Here is an 18,314-nt window from a genome sequence, read left to right as displayed (position 1 = left end):
GCTTAGAATTTTACGTTTAAACCGAAGGTAACTACGCGGGTAGCGGGGGTAACGCCGTTGTCAATCGTACCGTTGGCGGTTTCAGGATCGACACCGTTGTACTTCGACCGGTATGACGAGAAAATGAATGGCTGCTGAATGCTGCTGAACAGCCGCAACGATTGCAGCCGGAGTTTGTTAGCTATTACTTCGGGGAAGGTGTAACCAAAGTTGATGTTCCGGATTTTTACGAACGAACCATCGAAGTAGACGATGGCTGAGTTATAGACTGGAAACTCCTGATTGGCGTTTGGGCGTGGAAACTCATTTGTTGGGTTATTGGGTGTCCAGTAATCCACCTTGATTTGCTGGTACCGACCGGCCAACTGGTTAACATCCCGGTGAAAACCGCTCAGAATAGTCTGACCAATACGGGCGTAAACGAAGACGGATAAGTCGAAGCCTTTGTAGCTGAAACGGTTGGTAATACCACCACTCCAGGTCGGAATGTCGGAACCTAAGAATACCCGGTCGTCGGCCGTGATTTTGCCATCACCATTGGTATCCTGAACTTTAATCTGCCCCACCACACTTTGGTACGACTTGGCCGCGTCGGCTTCACTAGTTTGCCAGATACCGGCCTTCTTATAGTCGTAAAACTCGGTCAGGGGGTAGCCAATGAACCGCTTATTACCCACATCATCAATCGGACCGTTGAAGAGCGAAACAATCTTTTCGTTGTTCTTCGTGAACGTCACATCGGTAGACCATTTAAAGCCGCCCCGTGTATTGACGTTAACCGAAGACAGACTCACCTCAAGACCCTGATTCTGGGTTTGACCAATGTTGCGGGTTACGTCATTGAAACCGGTCGAGGTGGGTAGCAGGTCAGACAGCAGCAGGTCGGTGGTTTTGGTCTGATACAGTTCAACGGCCCCCGTCAGTCGACCACGCCACAGACTAAAGTCAATACCGACGTTAGTAGTAGTTGAGGTTTCCCAGCGCAAATCCGGGTTACCAATGGTTGCAGGCCGGTAGCCATAGGCGGGCGTAGTGCCAAAAGCATAGACCGTGCGGCCAAGCAGACCCTGCGTCTGATAGGGAGATACCGCCTGGTTACCTACCGACCCCCGGCTGGCCCGGATTTTCAGCAGGTCGACCCAGCTAATGCTTTTCATGAAGTTTTCGTTGGCAATGTTCCAGGCAACTGCAAGGCCGGGGAAGTTACCGTATTTGGTATTTTCACCAAACCGGCTTGAGCCGTCCCGACGCAGGGTAGCTGTCACTAAATACTTGTCTTTGTAGCCGTAGTTGACCCGTCCCATGAACGAGTTAATGGTCCACTGCACCAGCCCGCTGTTTACGCCGAGTACCAGACTGGCATTTCCTACATTCTGAAACTGTTGTGTCTCAGCCGGAACGCCCTGCACATTGATACCACTACCGTCGAAATTATTGCGCTGAATGGATTGCAGTGCCGTAATACCGATGGTGTGATCGCCAAACGTTTTGTCGTACGTCAGGACGTTTTCCAGTGTGTAGTTGAAGTTAAATCCGTTGCTGACGGATGCCTGCGGATCGCCCCCTTTGCGGGAATTGGTTTGTGAACCAACAAAACGCCCCGACCGGTCGATGGTGAAATCAGGACCGAAATTGACCCGGTAATTCAGGCCGTCCATTATTTTTACCTGTGCGTAGATGCTGTTAAAAATGCGGTAGTGTTTTTGTTCATCAATTTGCGCCCCCGGCACGATTTCGGCGAGTGGATTGGTCAGCAGTGCGTCATTGGTTGGTGAAAAAATCAGGTTGCCGTTATCGTCGTAGGGCCTGCCGAGCGGGTTTTGCTGAAGTGTCAACTGATACGGATTCAGGCTGTTACCATTACGCACACTGTACATCATGTAGGCTGAAAGCCCAACCTTGATGAACTTGTTAAGCTGATGGTCGACGTTGGCGCGTAGTGTATACCGAGTGAAATCCTGTGTGGGCTGGATACCTTTATCCTGAAAAAAGCCCGCCGATAGATAGAACTGCGTTTTATCGGTGCCGCCCTGAATACCAAGCGAATGGTTAGTCTGGAAACCCTGCTTGAGTATTAGCGACTGATAGTCGCTGTTTCGTCCGGCCGCAATGCCAGCAGCCACGTTTGGGTCACCACCTAAAACGGCGACTTTCGAATCGGCATAGGTGTCGGCTACACCAGTGGGTACCGGATTGCCATTGGTATCGTTGTATTTGCCAACAGCCCGGTAGGCTTCCCGGACATATTCGGCAAACTCGGTGCCATTGAATAGGTGGACCTTATCTAAGGCATTGGTAAACCCGGCGTAGGCATCGTAGCTAATTGTCGTTTTGCCATTCGCATTCCCGCGTTTGGTGGTAATCAGAATAACCCCGTTGGCACCCCGTGCGCCGTAAATAGCGGTGGCTGTTGCATCTTTCAATACCTCCATTGAGCCAACGTCGTTCGGGTTAACGTCCTCGTAGCCACCTGCCAGTGGAATACCGTCTACTACATACAGTGGGTCATTACCCGCGTTGAACGACCGGCGACCCCGGATGCGGATGGTTGGCACCGAACCGGGCTTACTGCCTGACTGCGCCACGTCCACCCCCGCTACCCGGCCCTGCATTGCCTGGCCAACGTTCGTAATGGGCTGTTCGGTAATCTGTTTGGGCGTTATGGACGAAATGGCACCCGTCAACTGGCTTTTCTTCTGCGTACCATAGCCCACTACCACGACTTCGTTCAGCGCGCGGGTGTCGGTTTCAACTTTGACGTTGACAGTAGACTTGTTACCTACCGTAATTTCCTGGGTTATAGATCCTACCGATGAAAATACCAGAACTGCCTGTCCGTTAGGGACACTAATAGTGTAATCGCCATTGGCATCGGTAGTAGTACCCCGCGTGGTACCTTTAACGGCTACGTTCACACCCGGTAAGGGCGTGTTGTCATCGGCTGACAGGACTTTACCCGTTACGGAGCGCTCCTGATTCGGGTTTTCAGTCATTGGTCGGCCAGTAGGTGGCGCGCTGAATGCTGGCTGACCGACTAGCGTGAGCGCTGTCAGACCAAGCATTGGGAGCCACGACCGCCGTGAAAAATGAGTAATTGTTGTTTGCATTGTAGGTATAAGTAAGAATTAATTGTTAAGGTAAATATTTAGCTAAACCACTGGCTACTTCAATCGAATCGCCAGGTTTAAGTTGAATAGGTTTCTGTTGCTTAAATAGTAAATTCAATTGTCCGGAAGCCAGTGCCACCCGTGTGCCCGTTGGATTCTGCCGCACCCGAAAGGCCGTTCCTACAGCTTCTATGGTAAAATCGGGCAGATGAACCCGAAATAATCGGGAGGAAGAGGTATCATTTCGGTGTGTAATCGAAAAATCAGCTTCTCCTTTTAGCCATACGGCCCTGGGTGTTTCATCGGCCCATCGGCGTGCGTACCGAACCGTACTATTCGGATGCAGGGTCATGAGTGAATTGTCTGGCAACCGGATTTCTCTTGTTTGATTGGCCGGTGTACTAATCGTCCAGACGTTTTGATCAGGACCGTACTGCATCCAGAGTGCCCAGCCAACCAATAGTATTACTCCCAGTAAAGCCGCTACCGTCCGGATAAAATACCACCATCCAATAACCGCTCTTACATCGGCTTGTAAAGGGCGTAAATCTTCCAGCGTTTGTAACGATTCCCGAATTCGGCCCCAAAGTGACGAAGCTTCATCTGTCGATAAGGCTAGTGATATAGGTCGGCCCCCTTCATTAATCAACCTGCGAGCCGTTTCAGCCGTTTCAACACATTCTGGGTTTTGGTCTAACCAATTTTGCCAATAAGCCTCCACCTCGTCGTCGTCGGGATATTGTACCCAACGAACAAAAAGGTCATCGAGGGCAAGCTCCTCAACGCTATAGGCAGAGTATGGCTTATTTGACACGGTGTATGACTAGTTCGTGCCGACTAAAGCCACTATTCTAAGGGTTTCTACTCACTATAAAGTTTATCCTTCCTCGAGAACTACCGTTGGTGAGAAGCGTTTAATTATGGATAATTCTTTGATATATTCTTTGGCCATGTTACTGGATTCTATCGAAATTCAATTATAATGTTGAGCATAAAATTAGATATAACCAATATTTTATCTGGTTTTTTTCATGCAAGCGTTCCCGGTAACGTTACCGGATAGGAAAACTACAAGAATTAATTGTGTAAAGTAGGCAAGTGAACACCTGCTGGAAATTAGTTGGTGGGTTGTAAGGTGCACAATACTACGCTTAAAGATTGCATTTATCTAAGGTAGCCTTTCTATATGAAGAACTGGATGCGGATGGACGTTTGGTAGTAAGTAACCGGCCATGAAGTGGCCCTGTCCAACCATTTAGCCCATCCATTGTTAATAGGAGTATAAATGATAGCCAACTCATGCAATTCAAGTGGATTTTAGGCGGACTCTGTATGAGTTGTCTTTATCTGAGTTTTAGTACATGTGCTTCTGCTCAGTCTGCCATGGATGTTGAAACACCTACTGCTCCGACGGTCGAAACCACCCACAGTAGTAACCCCAATTCACTAACGTTTTCGGCTTCGACAGACCAGCGGTTTTTCTTCTTTAATGATACCCGTACTGAAGATAATCGACGGGTTCCCGTGAGTGTTTATGGTTTGCGCGCTGGTTTTCTGTTTCCCGCCCAGCGTAAACGCCCGGCGCTCGGAAGTGGTCGGGTGTCCAGTTTTAAAGCGGGCGCAGGGTTTTATTTTGTTAACCAGCGTCTCGATATACCAGGTCTACTACCGGGCACATCAGAATCAGTTACGCGCCATCTACGCATTGCTACGGTTTACTATGAACGCTACCTGTTGCGCCGGAATGCCTTCGAAATAAGTATGCCAATTGAGTTTGGCTATGGCCATTCGCGCTACGAACGCAGTGATGACCAGGCCAACAAGTACGAAGTGGCACGAGGAATATTTCTTCCATTGGGGATAGGGCTCTCCGCCAGTTATCAGTTTCCACCCATTCGCTGGTTTCGACCAATACACTGGTTTGGCGTAAATGTGCTGACAGGCTATCGGTTTATTCTTAAAAAGGATATTCCCGATAGTCAGATTAACTACACAGGCTTATATATATCGGTTGGACCATCCTTTTTCCTCGAAAACCTGGTGGCAGATGTTAAGCAATGGCATCAAAAACGAAAAAAGAAGTTGGCCGCTACTCCCTGATGCGCTGCTATTTTGGTAAAGAGAGTAGTCAGGCTATTACATCTTCTTCCCAGCGAAGACTCACTTTCTGCTCGATATCGGGGTGGAGACTAATGGCAACAGGGCAGGTGTGAGCAATCGTTTCCAGCCGGGTTCGGGTAGCTTGTTCAGGAATAAAAGGTGTACCACTGTGACTGGCACGTAGAACCAGGTCTATGTCAATACGGGCAATGCGTCGGGGTGGCTGACTGGTCATTACTTTCGTTACGTCCAACTGGCTACCGTTCAAATCGATGTTTTCCCGCCGGGCAAAAATAGCCATGGTTGTTATGATGCAGGTACCAAGCGCATTGGCTACCAGATCAGTAGGCGAAAAGGCTTCGCCTAAGCCCTGATTATCTGTCGGGGCATCCGTGTTTATATGGGTGCCGGATTGTAGGTGTACACAATCGGTACGCAGCCCACCCAGGTAATCGATGTGAATCGTTGCCATAGAACAAAGTGAGTTGGTCAGTTGCCAGCTGACGCAGGTGTTAGGCTAACTGCTTATCTGGCCAACTGACTGACTTGATTAATTGGGTTCAAACATATGAATAATGGAGTAGTTACACTAATTGTGAGAGTGGATTTTGTGAATAATAGTAAAATTGAGTAGCTTTAATTCAGGATTTTACGGCAATGCGAACACTATACAGATTACTTGGATTTACGATTGGTTACCTGTTATTGTCAGGGCAAATTTCCAATGCACAAAACAATGATGTCGAGGATGATAACTACCCAACGGTGACCACATTCGGCCTGCTTACGAATACGAATTCGGGTATTGTTGGCGGCTTTTCTTTTCGAAAAGCTAAACTGCTACCGGGTACGCTTTTGGGAATGCCTCAGTATAGTTACCTCAGCGTTGAACTGGTGAATGTAAAGCACCCCAAAGAAATTCAATCATCCCTGAATAATATCGGGTCACGCTACATTGACGGCAAGGAAAATTATTTGTTTGTCCTCCGCCCGCAATACGGTCGGGAGGTACGGTTATTCCAGCGTAATAGTGATGAAGGTATTGCCGTTAGTGGAATTTTGGCTGCCGGGCCTTCGCTGGGTATCATTAAGCCCTACTATGTAGAAGTAACCTCTGGTAATACATCCCGGAATGTGCCAGTTTCACAGTTGAATGGGTCTACTACTCCCACAGGCGAGGTAATTACCGGGGCGGGTGGGTTCTTCCAGGGCTTGGGTGAGTCCAAACTAACCGTTGGGTTAAACGTAAAAGCGGCATTAAGTTTTGAACTCAGTGCTTTCAGAGCCAACACGACTGGGGTAGAAGTGGGGTTTCTGGCCGAAGCATTTCCGAATAAAATTGTTATTATTCCCAATAACAGCCCCAATGGTAACCGTTCAGACGGAAACCGAAGTTTCTTCACCTCCGCTTACATCACCTTATTTTTCGGAAGCAAAAAATAAAACAGTCAGCCAGTTAGTTGGCTGATAGCTGACGTAAGTTTTAGCCCAACTGGTTGTCTGACCAACTCATTGACTGGCTAACTCTTTGACCGTTTCCTGAACTTTACGGGCGAAAAACGAATTTTGCTGAAAAGGATTGAGGAGCTATGATTGAATTACCCATAATACCCTCTCAGGGACAAATGAGCCAGTCGGATAGCCGCACCTCGGAAAGCGGCACCTCCATCGATGCGGGTCCTGTACGAAGAAAACGTCCTGACTGGTTACGTGTGAAATTGCCCATTGGACCAGAATACGCCAAAGTCCGCAAATTGGTTGATGAGCACAAGTTACATACAATTTGCGAGAGCGGTAACTGCCCAAATATGGGCGAATGCTGGGGCGCTGGTACCGCTACATTCATGATTCTGGGCAATGTTTGTACCCGTAGCTGCACGTTCTGTGCGGTGGCCACCGGTCGGCCAAACGAATATGATACCGACGAGCCCCGTCGCGTGGCTGAAGCCATTGTCCTGATGAAGGTTAAACACGCGGTTATTACCTCTGTGAACCGGGATGAACTAAAAGACCGGGGAGCCGAAATCTGGTACCAAACCGTCCGGCTTATCAAAGAAGCATCGCCCAATACCACCATCGAAACCCTTATTCCTGATACAAAGGGAAACTGGGAAGCCCTCGAACGAATGATTTCGGCTGGGCAGGAGGTTGTTTCGCACAATATGGAGACTGTAGAGCGGCTGTATCGTCGTGTACGCCCACAAGCCCGCTACGAACGGAGCCTGGAGCAGATTCGCCGAACTAAGGCTTACGGTCAACGAACAAAATCGGGGATCATGCTTGGTCTGGGCGAAACGCCGGAGGAAGTGTTTAAGGCGATGGACGATTTGGTCAGTAACGGACTCGATATTCTTACCCTGGGTCAGTACCTGCAACCGACCAAGATGCACCACGAAGTCATCGAATGGATTCACCCCGAAACATTTGCTACGTATAAAGAAGAAGGTCTGAAGCGCGGGTTAAAGTACGTGGAATCAGGACCCCTGGTCAGGTCGAGCTACCACGCCGAGAAGCACGTGAACGTATGACACTCGTTACAGACACTTAAAAACAAATAAACATTTCTGTTATTTAAAGCTGTTATTTAAAGAAGCGAGTCCGGACCGGGAGTCCGGACTTTTTCTTTACTGCATGAAAAAATACGACTTCATCATTGCCGGCGGGGGCATGGCAGGCTTAAGTCTGGCTTATTACGTAAGTCAGTCATCGTTGCGTGACCGTAGTATTCTTATTCTAGACCGGGAGCCAAAGGACCGTAATGACCGGACCTGGTGTTTTTGGGAGCGAAAACCCAGTCCTTTTGAGGCCATTCTGTATAAAACCTGGAACGATGTTAGCTTTCATGGCACTACCTATGCCGGTCAACTGGGTATGGGATCATATCAGTACAAAATGCTGCGTGGTATCGACTTCTACGACTTTGTGAAAGCAGAACTGGCCAAATATCCGAATATCGAGCAAAAACAAGCTACCATCGAACGGATTAAAGACACGCCACAGGGTGCTTTTGTGATTGCTGAGAATGAGCCATATATTGCCGATTACGTGTTTGATAGTACATTTCCGCTACAACTGAACAAGCCCGAAAATCATAATCTGCTGCAACATTTTAAAGGCTGGTTTATTACCACAGAAAAACCTTGTTTCAACCCGGCTCAACCCGAAATCATGGACTTTCGGATTGAGCAACACGGCGATTGCCGTTTTCTGTATGTGCTGCCTTTCGACGAAAAAACGGCTTTAGTTGAGTTTACGCTCTTTAACGACAAACTCCTGACCGATGCCGAATACGAAACCGAATTGCGCCAGTATATCGACCGGTTTCTGGATGTGGGTACGTATCGTATTTATGATACCGAGTATGGAATTATCCCGATGTCGGATGAGCCGACGCGGGAGAACCCCTCCAGGCATATCGTTCGCATTGGCACATCGGGCGGCTTTACCAAGCCTTCTTCGGGGTACACGTTTCAGCGTACCCAACGGTATTTGCAGCGTATTGTACAGAACCTGGCGGCTACTGGTAAACCGCATCGGTCCGTGCCCTGGTTCAAACGCCGTTTTTTGCTGTATGATAGTATTTTTCTGAATGTACTGGAGAAACATCGTCACCCTGCCGATGATATTTTTACCCGAGTGTACACGAGAAATCCAGGTCGTGTTTTTACCTTTTTAGACGAAGACACGCGTTTTGTTGAAGAACTTCGGCTGTTTGCCACCATGCCCAAATGGCCATTTATTGTCGCATTTTTTGATGTGATGCGCCGTAAATTATTCGGTTAGTAAACAAGGTATCAATTCATCACTTGACCCTTGCTCATAAACTCGTAGCTTTGCGGTTTAAAATCAAGCTATACGCAAAGCGAAATGCCTTATCTTTTCACTTCCGAGTCTGTTTCTGAGGGACATCCCGACAAAGTCGCTGATCAAATCTCCGACGCATTAATTGATAACTTTCTGGCGTTTGATCCTTCCAGCAAGGTAGCCTGCGAAACACTCGTTACAACGGGCCAGGTTGTGCTGGCTGGCGAGATTAAAACCGACACCTATCTGGATGTTCAGAAAATTACGCGTGAGGTAATTCGCAAAATAGGCTATACCAAGAGCGAATACATGTTTGAGGCTAACTCGTGTGGTATTTTCTCGGCCCTGCATGATCAGTCGGCCGATATTAACCAGGGCGTTGATCGGGAGTCTGTCAAAGACGACTTCGAGTCGAAAGCTAACGCTCAGGGTGCGGGTGATCAGGGGATGATGTTTGGATACGCTACCAACGAAACTGATAATTACATGCCCCTGCCGCTTGATCTGGCCCATGCCATCCTGCGGGAGATGTCACAGATTCGCAACAATGAGAGCGATCTGATGCCGTATTTGCGGCCTGATGCCAAATCGCAGGTGACGATTGAATATTCAGATGATGATCAGCCTATCCGTATCGATACGATTGTTGTATCGACCCAGCATGATGACTTCGCTGATGATGAAACGATGCTGGCTAAAATCAAAAAGGACATCATCAATATTGTGATTCCCCGCGTAAAAGCCGCTCAGAAAGCCGAACTACAGGGTTTATTCGATGGTGCCATCACGTACTACATCAACCCAACCGGCAAGTTCGTTATTGGTGGCCCTCATGGTGATACAGGGCTGACAGGTCGTAAAATTATCGTAGATACCTACGGCGGAAAAGGTGCCCACGGTGGTGGTGCTTTTTCGGGTAAAGACCCGTCTAAAGTAGACCGGTCGGCGGCTTATGCGACGCGGCACATTGCCAAAAATCTGGTTGCCGCCGGCCTGTGCGATCAGGTGTTGGTTCAGGTATCTTACGCCATTGGTGTTGCCAAGCCGTGTGGTTTGTATGTGAATACCTACGGCACGGCCAAGGTGGATATGCACGATGGTGCTATTGCGGAGAAAGTGAGTGAAATCTTCGATATGCGCCCTTACGCTATCGAGCAGCGGCTCAAGCTTCGTAACCCTATTTACTCGGAAACAGCCGCCTATGGCCACATGGGCCGTAAAAACGAAGTGGTAAAGAAAACCTTTGGTTCAAATGGTCAGACGATTGAACTGGAAGTTGAACTGTTCACCTGGGAAAAGCTGGATTTTGTTGATAAGATAAAAGCTGCTTTTGGCCTGTAAATCGACAACAGATTAGGCTACATTATTGTTGAAAATAGCGAAAGCCACTCCGTTTGGAGTGGCTTTCAGTTTTACGGGATTTATTAGATTCCCTTACAACTCATCCGATTCATAAATCTCATCCTCTACATCTACCTGTGATTTAGCTTCCGTAATGGCTGGACTGGATATATTGTTGCGCTTTTGTTTAAACCGAACGAGTTTGTCTTTCAACACATCCATTATTCGGTCCGTTGCGCATTCAAAGCTTTTGTCTTGTTCTTTGACGAATAACTCCTTGCCCGGCAACAGTAGTCTAACCTCAACTACTTTGTCTTTGACCTTATTGGAGTCGGCGCCTTCTAGTTTTAGAAACACCTCGCCACTAATAATTCGGTCGTGGAATGTGTCTAACTTATCAAGTTTGGCCTGGATAAAATCTAACAGGCTCTGATCTGCCGTGAACTTAACGGCGTGCATTTGTAGTCTCATTGTGTCGCGTTTTAAGTGAATTGATACGAAGAACATCAATGGACTGCCTAAGTTTGGCTTTATGAACCACAAAGTCAAGGCACTCTACGAAAGGTGCAAGTCCGTTTGTCACTGATTGCTGTACTAACTAAGATAAGGTGCTGATAACGTTGTTCTTCTGAATAAAGCAGGGCTGGGCGACTGGTAAAGTTCTTTCTATAATATAATTTCAGTGTTACCGTAATGTTACCCGAACCGGTTGTTCAGGCCGTAACGTAATCAACGGTTTCATGGTAATCCGCTGATTAGCTGTCGGTTGAATATCGAATTCACGGACCAGCATTGCCAGTAATATCTGCATCTCCATCAGGGCAAACTGGTTACCAATGCATAAACGGGGGCCACCTCCAAAGGGCAGATAAGCATAGGAGTGAAGCTGCTCACTTGGGCCATTTGGCGCAAATCGATCCGGGTCAAACCGTTCGGGATCAGGCCAGTTGACGGGATCGCGGTGGAGTAAGTAAGGGGAGATAAGGGCGGTAGCACCCGCCGGAATCGTGTAAGGACCAAGATGGTCATCATGCAGCGCCAGACGACTCATAATCCAGGCGGGTGGATAGAGCCGCATGGATTCCTGAATAACCTGCATCGTGTAAGTTAGTGACCGAAACACATGGGGCGACGGACTAGCCACATCGCCCAGTATCGCCCTGCTTTCAGCCTTGATTTTAGTCAATACAGCTGGATTCTGACTTAACAGGTAAAGTGTCCAGGCCATGGAGACGGATGTGGTTTCATGACCGGCGGCAAACAGCGTTACGCATTCGTCGCGCAGTTGCTGGTCAGACATGCGCTCGCCCGTTTCCCCGTCTTCGGCCGCCAGCAGCATCCCGAGCAAATCATCACTATCGTCCGCCTGTTGCCGGCGCTGGTCAATGACATTGTAAATAAAGGAATTGACCAGCGTTCCAGCGTTTCGAAAGCGGACATTAGCTGGTGTTGGCCAGTTTAGAGGAAATCGAATGATAGACAGCATCCGGTCATTCGCCATGTAATTAAGCGTGTCGAGTGCCGACGATAGCCCATCCAACTTGCCAATAACGTCGGAACCGAACAGGGTTTTACAGACGATTCGCATGGTCACATCCATAAACGCCTGAGAAATATTGACGGGCTGTTGTCGGTTAAGGTGTTTCAGTTCGTCAATCCAGGTTGTGGTTTCGTCAACCATCGTTTGCGCCAGGGCTGCCAGCTTTTGCCGGTGAAAGGCCGGTTGGGCCAGTCGCCGTTGCCGTCGCCAGAAATCACCTTCGCTGGTGAGCAGGCCATTCCCCAGGAAAATCTTTAATACCTCGAAAGCGGGTGACCGGCCATAATTCCGGTTGTTTTCCTGCAGGATGTATTTGACGTCTTCCGGCCGAAAAACCAGGTACTGATGCCTGCCACCGATACGAAAATGCACCAGGCGCTCCCGCTGACGTTGTGCTGTTTGCAACGTACCGAGTGGATCGCGCAGAAATGAAAAGGTATTACCCACCACGGGCAATCCCGGATGCAGGGGGACAGGAAGGGATGAACTAACCGTTGATTCCATAAAAAAAGCCGTTTTGAACAGGGTTTCTGAACGACTATAAAGATACGGTTGCCTGTTCAAAATCAATATGAATTGATGGCTTCGCTTCCGTTGTATCAAACTGGGATTTTGAGCGATATAAATCATTGGTTATGTTTATAGTGAAAGAACAAACAAACATGAATATAAATGGCGATGCTAAAGCGGCCCGAACGTACGATGCCATTGTAATCGGCTCCGGTATTAGTGGAGGCTGGGCAGCGAAAGAACTGTGTGGCAAAGGATTGCGTACGCTCGTGCTGGAGCGTGGGCGTGATGTTCGGCACATTGTCGATTACCCAACGGCTACCCAAAACCCGTGGGAGTTTCCGCACCGCAACCGGATGCCCGAAGCGTTCGATCAGGCCAATCCGATTGCGACCAAGTGCTATGCACTGGATGAAGCAACCCAGCAGTTCTTCGTGAAAGATGCCGAACATCCATACGTACAGGAAAAACCCTTTGACTGGATTCGGGGGTATCAGGTGGGCGGGAAGTCGCTGATTTGGGCGCGGCAAACGCAGCGATGGAGTACGTTCGATTTTGAAGCCAACGCCCGCGATGGAGCCGCCGTCGACTGGCCTATTCGCTACGAAGATGTTGCGCCCTGGTACAGCTACGTCGAAAAGTTTGTGGGTATCAGCGGTAACAAAGATGGACTGGAAACGCTGCCCGATGGTGAGTTTCTGAAACCCTGGGAGTTGAACTGTGTAGAAAAACACATTCAGAAACGGGTAGCCGAAAGCTACCAGGACCGAAACGTGATTATAGGGCGATGTGCCCACCTGACCGAACCCAAACAAATTCACTACGACCAGGGCCGGGCACAATGCCAGGCCCGGCACTTGTGCTACCGGGGTTGCCCGTATGGAGGGTACTTCAGCAGTAACTCATCTACTATTCCCTGGGCTGCCAAGACGGGCAAACTGACTCTGCGCCCGGATTCTGTGGTGCATTCGATTATCTACGATGAAGGAAAGAAACGGGCAACCGGTGTTCGGGTGATCGATACGCATACAAAGCAAATGACGGAGTACTATGCCCGAGTTATATTCGTGAATGCCGCCTGTCTGAACACCAACCTTGTTCTCCTTAACTCTACTTCTAACCGTTTTTCAAATGGATTGGGAAATGATAATGGCCTGTTAGGGCGCTATATAGCCTTCCATAACTACAGGGGTAACATTGTGGCCGATTATGAAGGTTTTGCCGACGGATATTATTATGGACGACGACCCACTACGGCGTTTATGCCCAATTTTAGAAATGTTCGGAAGCAGGAGATGGATTTTCAGCGGGGTTATATGGTCGCGTTTAGTGCGGCCCGTGGAGGCTGGCAACGCGGTAATGCACAAGCTGGTTTCGGCGCCGATTTTAAGGATAACCTGAGCGACCCCGGTCCCTGGCATGTGTTTATGATGATGCAGGCTGAAACCGTTCCGCGTTACGAAAACCACGTTCGGCTCAGTACCGATCAGAAAGATCCCTGGGGTATTCCGCAATTGGTAACGGACATTGACTATACGGATAACGACCTGAAAATGATGGCCGATTTTCTGGAGCAGGGCGCTGAAATGCTGGATAAGTCGGGCTGTAAAAACATCAAGCCCTACGATGATCATCGAAATCCTGGTCTTGATATTCACGAAATGGGCGGAGTACGCATGGGTCGCGACCCGAAGACATCGTTGCTCAACGCGCACAACCAGCTTCACAGCGTGAAAAATGTGTTCATTACCGACGGAGCGGCCATGACCTCGACTGGTTCACAAAATCCATCCATTACCTTTATGGCTCTCACCGCACGGGCGGCCGATTTTGCGGTTAAAGAGATGAAAAAAGGAAATCTATAACGTGCTAGAAATAAATCAGAATACCAAAGCTGCCCTTTTCAGTCTTTGTCAGCAATACGTACAACAACGGATTGATACGGCCCGGCAAGCGATGGAAGCCGCACAGGAAGCGGCAAACTCCGAATCGAAAAGCAGTGCGGGCGATAAGTATGAAACAGGCCGTGCCATGGCTCAGCTCGAACGCGACCGTAACGCTCAACTCCTGGCAGGTGCTTTGCAACTGAAACGTGACCTTCAACAGGTTGTGATTGATAAAACCTACGAATCCGTTCAGCCGGGGAGTATTGTCACAACCAATCGAGGTGGGTATTTTATCAGCATTGGTGCGGGTAAACTGTTACTTGATGACGCTGCTTATTTTGGCGTATCGTCCGGCTCACCTATTGCCATTGCATTGGCAGGGCGGAAAGTAGGGGAGGTAGCTACGTTCAATAAACTGACGTATGAAATATTGGGGGTGGTCTGAACGAGACAGATAGACCTGGTAGCCTACATTGTTTTTTCGATTAATGAGAATTACTCCACGCGTTATTCAATAGCCAACAGCCGATCAATCCGTTTGATCGACTGAATAACCGAGCGTACGGTGTGGTAGTTTATTTTCCAGGAATGGCTCATGTGTGTCCAGATGGGTACACCTTGCCGGGTCATTAACGGCCACCATTCTCCTGCCGAGTGGTTAATCATGTTGTCCATCACAAACCGGTGAACATTTTCGTAGGCTTTGCCGTATTTTTCATCTCCGAAAATCCGCCAGGCATCCAGAAAACCAATCAGCACTTCGGCCTGCTGCCAGAATTCCTTTTCCCGGTCATATACCTCACCACTGTGCGAACCTTCCACGAAAATACCCCCAAAAGTCCAGTCAACGCCGTAATCGACTGCGTGCGAAAAGGATTTGAGGAGTTGATCCCTGTAGGTTTCATGGGGTATGTCCAGCACATCGAGTGCGTGCAGCAGTAGCCAGGCAAACTCGGCGTTATGGCCATAACTGGTGTTATCATCAGCCGATTGTTTGCTCCCGTCTTCGGTAAACCGATCCCAGCCCCAGATGATGTCGAACTTAATTTGCGGAGCTACCTCCCAGTTGGCCCAGAACTGTGGAACGCCGGTGCCATAAACGGGATGCATTATTTTATGAACCAGTAGTTCAATTATTTCCAGCAGTTTCCGGCGATGGATGGGTTGCCGGGTACATTCATACAGGGTGGTGTAGGCTTCCATCAGGTGCATGTGCGCATCGAGCGTTTTGCGGTCGCCCCCACCTGAACCTGGTCCTTTCAGTGTCCAGTCCCGATAGAACATTTCAAAGTAACCGCCGTAACAGGTATCCGATGCGTATTTCTGCAACAGATCGAATACTTTTTGAGCGTACTCAACACCGCGCGTATCGCCCGTTGCCAGCGTATATTCACTCAGGCAGTAGATAGCGAAACTCTGACCGTACACTATTTTCTGGTCATTCAGTACGTCGCCTTTTCGATTGGCCATCCAGTAAAAGCCGCCGTTTTCGTGGTCCCACATATGGGTAAGCAGGTAATCGACCCCATGCCTTGCCAGTTTAGCCAGCTCGCCGTTACCATAGCCTGCCCGGTGCGCCGATGCGTAGGTGTAGATGGAACGGGTTTGGGCAATGAGTGACTTTTCATCCTCGCCCGAATCCTCACCAAACTGGTTAAAGTGTGTAATAAAGCCGCCGTGTTCATAGTCGGCTGTGCGGGAAGTCCAAAAGGGTAATAATTCGTGGGTCAGGTGCTTCTGCCATTCCTGCCGCCAATGGGTAAGCAGTTCGTTACGCATGGGATTGGTATTCATCATGAAGGGTAAGGATTTCAGTCAGACTGGCTGTTCCGGTTTGGCCAAGTTTCTGCACGGTAACGCCAGCGGCCAGATTGGCTATTTTCAGCCCCTGTTCGGGCGTGGTTCCGGCTCCCATGCAGGTGGCCCAGGCGGCAACAACAGTGTCGCCAGCCCCAACAGTATCCAGCTCACCCCGTAAGGCTAGACCGTCGATGTACTCCGTTCCGGCCTCATCGGTGTATAGAATACCGGCTTGCCCGCGCGTAATCAGTAAGGGAACGTTTGTCTGTTTTCGGAAAACAGCTCCCTGCTCCACACACCAGTTCAGGTCAGGATTTTCGGGCAGGTCGATGCCTAAAAAATAAGCTAATTCGGCGGTGTTTACTTTTAACGTGGCTCCCCGAATGTGCATACCAACGTTACGCATATCCGCTACCACCCGAACCCTGGGAAAACGGGCTATTAACGCATTCAGTACAGCTACCCGGTTGGCGGTGAGTAAAGGATTCGGAAACTGTTGATTGATGATTAATACATCGAGATCGGGCAGGCATTGCTCCAGACCCGCCATGAGGCTGGCAAAAAGGCGATCAGTAAGGGAATTAGCGGTACCAAAATCAATTCGGTTCAATTCCTGATGCTGCCGGTTTGGTTTGGTGTACAAACAGGTAGTCCACTGCTCGGCGAGTAGCATATACTGGGTATTCACCCCCAGCGAACGAAACAGGTGCAACATTTCACGCCCAAACAGGTCATCTCCAATGCATCCTATGGCCCAGCAGTGTTCCACACCCAGCGCATGCAGGTTCTGCACAACATTACCGGCGGCTCCCAATGATGCACGGGGTTGGCTTCCCCAGAAAACTTCCCGGCCTGTTTCAAGTGAGTACTCACCGGTGCGGGTCTGTATATCGAAGTATAGATCGAGGGCAAAATCGCCGATAACGCCTACCTTCAGGGAAGCAAAGCGCTGAGAGAGGGCCGTAATAGCGGGGCTGGTCATGATGACTGAGTTGGGTCTAGTAAAGCAAAAAGCTACATACGCTGTCCTGACTACTCTTTTTTATTTCTCGAAAATCACCTGATCGTAGCTTGCTAAGGCCCCGTCTGCTTACCGGAGTATTGGTAATCATTACCTTTGCTCTCCCAAATTTATTTGCTGATTTACTGCTATGTTCTTGTCTGTACCACCCGATCCGGCTCCCATTACCCGCTACCAGCGTGCCATGTTTGGTTCCCGATTACTATTAGCCGCGATTCACTATATTCCCGTTTTTGAGGAACTGAGTGCAAAGCCTCTCTCGTTGTCTGAACTCCGTTACCGACTCCAGCTGAATGGGCGACCGGCTATGGTGCTTTTTCCGGCTTTGTGCGCTATGGGGGTGTTGGCTTATGATGCAGCCGGTCGGCTATACATCACGGAACTGGGGCAATTTGTCAGTGCAAAGTATGTCCCTAACCTAATTGGGTACACGGGTTTGGAGAAGGATGACCCAGGCGTAATCGACATGGTTACACTACTCCGGAACGATGGACCACTCGACATACACAAGGGTGTTTCATTCGTGAAAGATGAAGTTACGCCTTCGCCGATGGATGACCCGAAACTGGCTCGCACGCTAACCCTGGGTCTGGCGGGTCGTGCCCGATACCTGGCTCCGCTGGTGGCGGCTGCGCTACCCAGGAGCAACGGTCATCTGCTCGACGTTGCTGGTGGTACGGGTTACTACACCTACGAATGGCTGCTCCGAAATCCTGCTGCCACGGCTACCGTGTTCGACCGGCCGGCCGTACTTGCCGTGGCCGCTGAACTACTGGATGAATTTAGTCAAAGCGGACGGGCAGGTGCGGAAACGATAAAGAAGCGGGTGACTTTCCTGCCCGGTGATATGCTGACGGACAACCTCCCGGAGACGGATATACTTCTAGCCGCAAGTCTCTTCCACGACTGGCCTGCGCCAACCTGTATTCAGTTGGCCAGCCGGTTTGCCAGGGTGCTTCGTCCGGGTGGTACGCTTTGGGTACACGATTCGTTTCTGAACGATACGCTCGATGGACCAATGGCCGTCACAGATTACTCAGCCCAGCTTTTCTGTGTGACAAAAGGACGCGCCTACAGCCGGGCAGAGTACCGGAACTGGTTTGCACAAGTTGGATTAATAAATACTACGGATACGGTAGCTACTCAGATGGATTACGGATTGATTTGGGCAGGAAAGCCCCGGTAGAAACTGTTGAGTGTTAGAC

15 protein-coding genes are annotated in these 18,314 nt (G+C 49.3%); 8 read left to right on the top strand and 7 right to left on the bottom strand.

What is annotated here, in order from left to right:
* Positions 1-2: 2 nt before the first annotated feature.
* Both B157_RS0106960 and B157_RS0106955 read right to left on the bottom strand, forming a co-directional pair.
* Positions 3-2,993: a SusC/RagA family TonB-linked outer membrane protein gene (locus B157_RS0106960; protein WP_020602641.1), complete on the bottom strand. Its 2,991-nt coding sequence runs from the start codon at positions 2,991-2,993 to the stop codon at positions 3-5.
* Between the two features lie 139 nt (positions 2,994-3,132).
* Complete coding sequence (locus tag B157_RS0106955) at positions 3,133-3,921, bottom strand: FecR family protein (protein WP_020602640.1); 789 nt, start codon at positions 3,919-3,921, stop codon at positions 3,133-3,135.
* A 569-nt stretch (positions 3,922-4,490) separates the two neighbouring features.
* On the opposite strand from B157_RS0106955, the gene B157_RS0106950 reads away from it, so the two are divergent.
* Complete coding sequence (locus B157_RS0106950) at positions 4,491-5,207, top strand: hypothetical protein (RefSeq protein ID WP_020602639.1); 717 nt, start codon at positions 4,491-4,493, stop codon at positions 5,205-5,207.
* A 28-nt stretch (positions 5,208-5,235) separates the two neighbouring features.
* Here the strand turns inward: B157_RS0106950 and B157_RS0106945 are convergent, their stop codons facing one another.
* Positions 5,236-5,679 carry an OsmC family protein gene (locus B157_RS0106945; RefSeq protein ID WP_020602638.1) on the bottom strand — a complete coding sequence of 148 codons (444 nt, stop codon included), beginning with the start codon at positions 5,677-5,679 and terminating at the stop codon, positions 5,236-5,238.
* 185 nt (positions 5,680-5,864) lie between these two features.
* On the opposite strand from B157_RS0106945, the gene B157_RS0106940 reads away from it, so the two are divergent.
* From B157_RS0106940 to metK, 4 genes are all read left to right on the top strand, one after another.
* Entirely contained in the window at positions 5,865-6,650 is a 786-nt protein-coding gene (locus tag B157_RS0106940; protein ID WP_020602637.1) for a hypothetical protein, read from the top strand.
* A gap of 146 nt (positions 6,651-6,796) precedes the next feature.
* Positions 6,797-7,735 (top strand): lipoyl synthase, encoded by a 939-nt coding sequence (lipA, locus tag B157_RS0106935; protein ID WP_425423187.1) that lies wholly within the window; start codon positions 6,797-6,799, stop codon positions 7,733-7,735.
* 103 nt (positions 7,736-7,838) lie between these two features.
* Entirely contained in the window at positions 7,839-8,990 is a 1,152-nt protein-coding gene (locus tag B157_RS0106930) for a lycopene cyclase family protein (protein WP_020602635.1), read from the top strand.
* An 84-nt stretch (positions 8,991-9,074) separates the two neighbouring features.
* On the top strand, positions 9,075-10,352 hold the full coding sequence (metK, locus tag B157_RS0106925; protein ID WP_020602634.1) for a methionine adenosyltransferase: 1,278 nt from the start codon (positions 9,075-9,077) through the stop codon (positions 10,350-10,352).
* Positions 10,353-10,445: 93 nt separating this feature from the next.
* Here the strand turns inward: metK and B157_RS0106920 are convergent, their stop codons facing one another.
* Positions 10,446-10,823 (bottom strand): HPF/RaiA family ribosome-associated protein, encoded by a 378-nt coding sequence (locus tag B157_RS0106920; protein WP_020602633.1) that lies wholly within the window; start codon positions 10,821-10,823, stop codon positions 10,446-10,448.
* 214 nt (positions 10,824-11,037) lie between these two features.
* Positions 11,038-12,396, bottom strand: coding sequence for a cytochrome P450 (locus B157_RS0106915; RefSeq protein ID WP_026308546.1), 1,359 nt, complete (start codon positions 12,394-12,396; stop codon positions 11,038-11,040).
* A 158-nt stretch (positions 12,397-12,554) separates the two neighbouring features.
* Between B157_RS0106915 and B157_RS0106910 the strand changes: the two genes are divergently transcribed.
* Positions 12,555-14,267 (top strand): GMC oxidoreductase, encoded by a 1,713-nt coding sequence (locus B157_RS0106910; RefSeq protein WP_026308545.1) that lies wholly within the window; start codon positions 12,555-12,557, stop codon positions 14,265-14,267.
* A gap of 1 nt (position 14,268) precedes the next feature.
* Positions 14,269-14,733 carry a hypothetical protein gene (locus B157_RS0106905; protein ID WP_020602630.1) on the top strand — a complete coding sequence of 155 codons (465 nt, stop codon included), beginning with the start codon at positions 14,269-14,271 and terminating at the stop codon, positions 14,731-14,733.
* A 62-nt stretch (positions 14,734-14,795) separates the two neighbouring features.
* On the opposite strand, the gene B157_RS0106900 is transcribed toward B157_RS0106905, so the two are convergent.
* Positions 14,796-16,085, bottom strand: a complete 1,290-nt coding sequence (locus B157_RS0106900; RefSeq protein ID WP_020602629.1) for an AGE family epimerase/isomerase — start codon at positions 16,083-16,085, stop codon at positions 14,796-14,798.
* Complete coding sequence (locus tag B157_RS0106895) at positions 16,060-17,070, bottom strand: bifunctional heptose 7-phosphate kinase/heptose 1-phosphate adenyltransferase (protein ID WP_020602628.1); 1,011 nt, start codon at positions 17,068-17,070, stop codon at positions 16,060-16,062. The genes B157_RS0106900 and B157_RS0106895 overlap by 26 nt, the downstream gene beginning before the upstream one ends.
* Before the next feature lie 169 nt (positions 17,071-17,239).
* Here B157_RS0106895 and B157_RS0106890 point away from each other — a divergent pair, with 169 nt between their 5' ends.
* On the top strand, positions 17,240-18,295 hold the full coding sequence (locus B157_RS0106890; RefSeq protein WP_020602627.1) for a methyltransferase: 1,056 nt from the start codon (positions 17,240-17,242) through the stop codon (positions 18,293-18,295).
* The last annotated feature ends 19 nt before the right edge of the window (positions 18,296-18,314 follow it).

This window comes from Spirosoma spitsbergense DSM 19989, from assembly GCF_000374085.1.
In the GTDB taxonomy this organism is placed as follows: Bacteria; Bacteroidota; Bacteroidia; order Cytophagales; family Spirosomataceae; genus Spirosoma; species Spirosoma spitsbergense.
This window is presented reverse-complemented; position numbering and strand designations above follow the sequence as displayed.

Coding starts and splice junctions, on each gene's coding strand:
- B157_RS0106960 (WP_020602641.1), bottom strand. CDS start 2,993: ATGACTGAAAACCCGAATCAGGAGCGCTCCGTAACGGGTAAAGTCCTG.
- B157_RS0106950 (WP_020602639.1), top strand. CDS start 4,491: ATGGATGTTGAAACACCTACTGCTCCGACGGTCGAAACCACCCACAGT.
- B157_RS0106945 (WP_020602638.1), bottom strand. CDS start 5,679: ATGGCAACGATTCACATCGATTACCTGGGTGGGCTGCGTACCGATTGT.
- B157_RS0106940 (WP_020602637.1), top strand. CDS start 5,865: ATGCGAACACTATACAGATTACTTGGATTTACGATTGGTTACCTGTTA.
- lipA (WP_425423187.1), top strand. CDS start 6,797: ATGATTGAATTACCCATAATACCCTCTCAGGGACAAATGAGCCAGTCG.
- B157_RS0106930 (WP_020602635.1), top strand. CDS start 7,839: ATGAAAAAATACGACTTCATCATTGCCGGCGGGGGCATGGCAGGCTTA.
- metK (WP_020602634.1), top strand. CDS start 9,075: ATGCCTTATCTTTTCACTTCCGAGTCTGTTTCTGAGGGACATCCCGAC.
- B157_RS0106920 (WP_020602633.1), bottom strand. CDS start 10,823: ATGAGACTACAAATGCACGCCGTTAAGTTCACGGCAGATCAGAGCCTG.
- B157_RS0106915 (WP_026308546.1), bottom strand. CDS start 12,396: ATGGAATCAACGGTTAGTTCATCCCTTCCTGTCCCCCTGCATCCGGGA.
- B157_RS0106910 (WP_026308545.1), top strand. CDS start 12,555: ATGAATATAAATGGCGATGCTAAAGCGGCCCGAACGTACGATGCCATT.
- B157_RS0106900 (WP_020602629.1), bottom strand. CDS start 16,085: ATGATGAATACCAATCCCATGCGTAACGAACTGCTTACCCATTGGCGG.
- B157_RS0106895 (WP_020602628.1), bottom strand. CDS start 17,070: ATGACCAGCCCCGCTATTACGGCCCTCTCTCAGCGCTTTGCTTCCCTG.
- B157_RS0106890 (WP_020602627.1), top strand. CDS start 17,240: ATGTTCTTGTCTGTACCACCCGATCCGGCTCCCATTACCCGCTACCAG.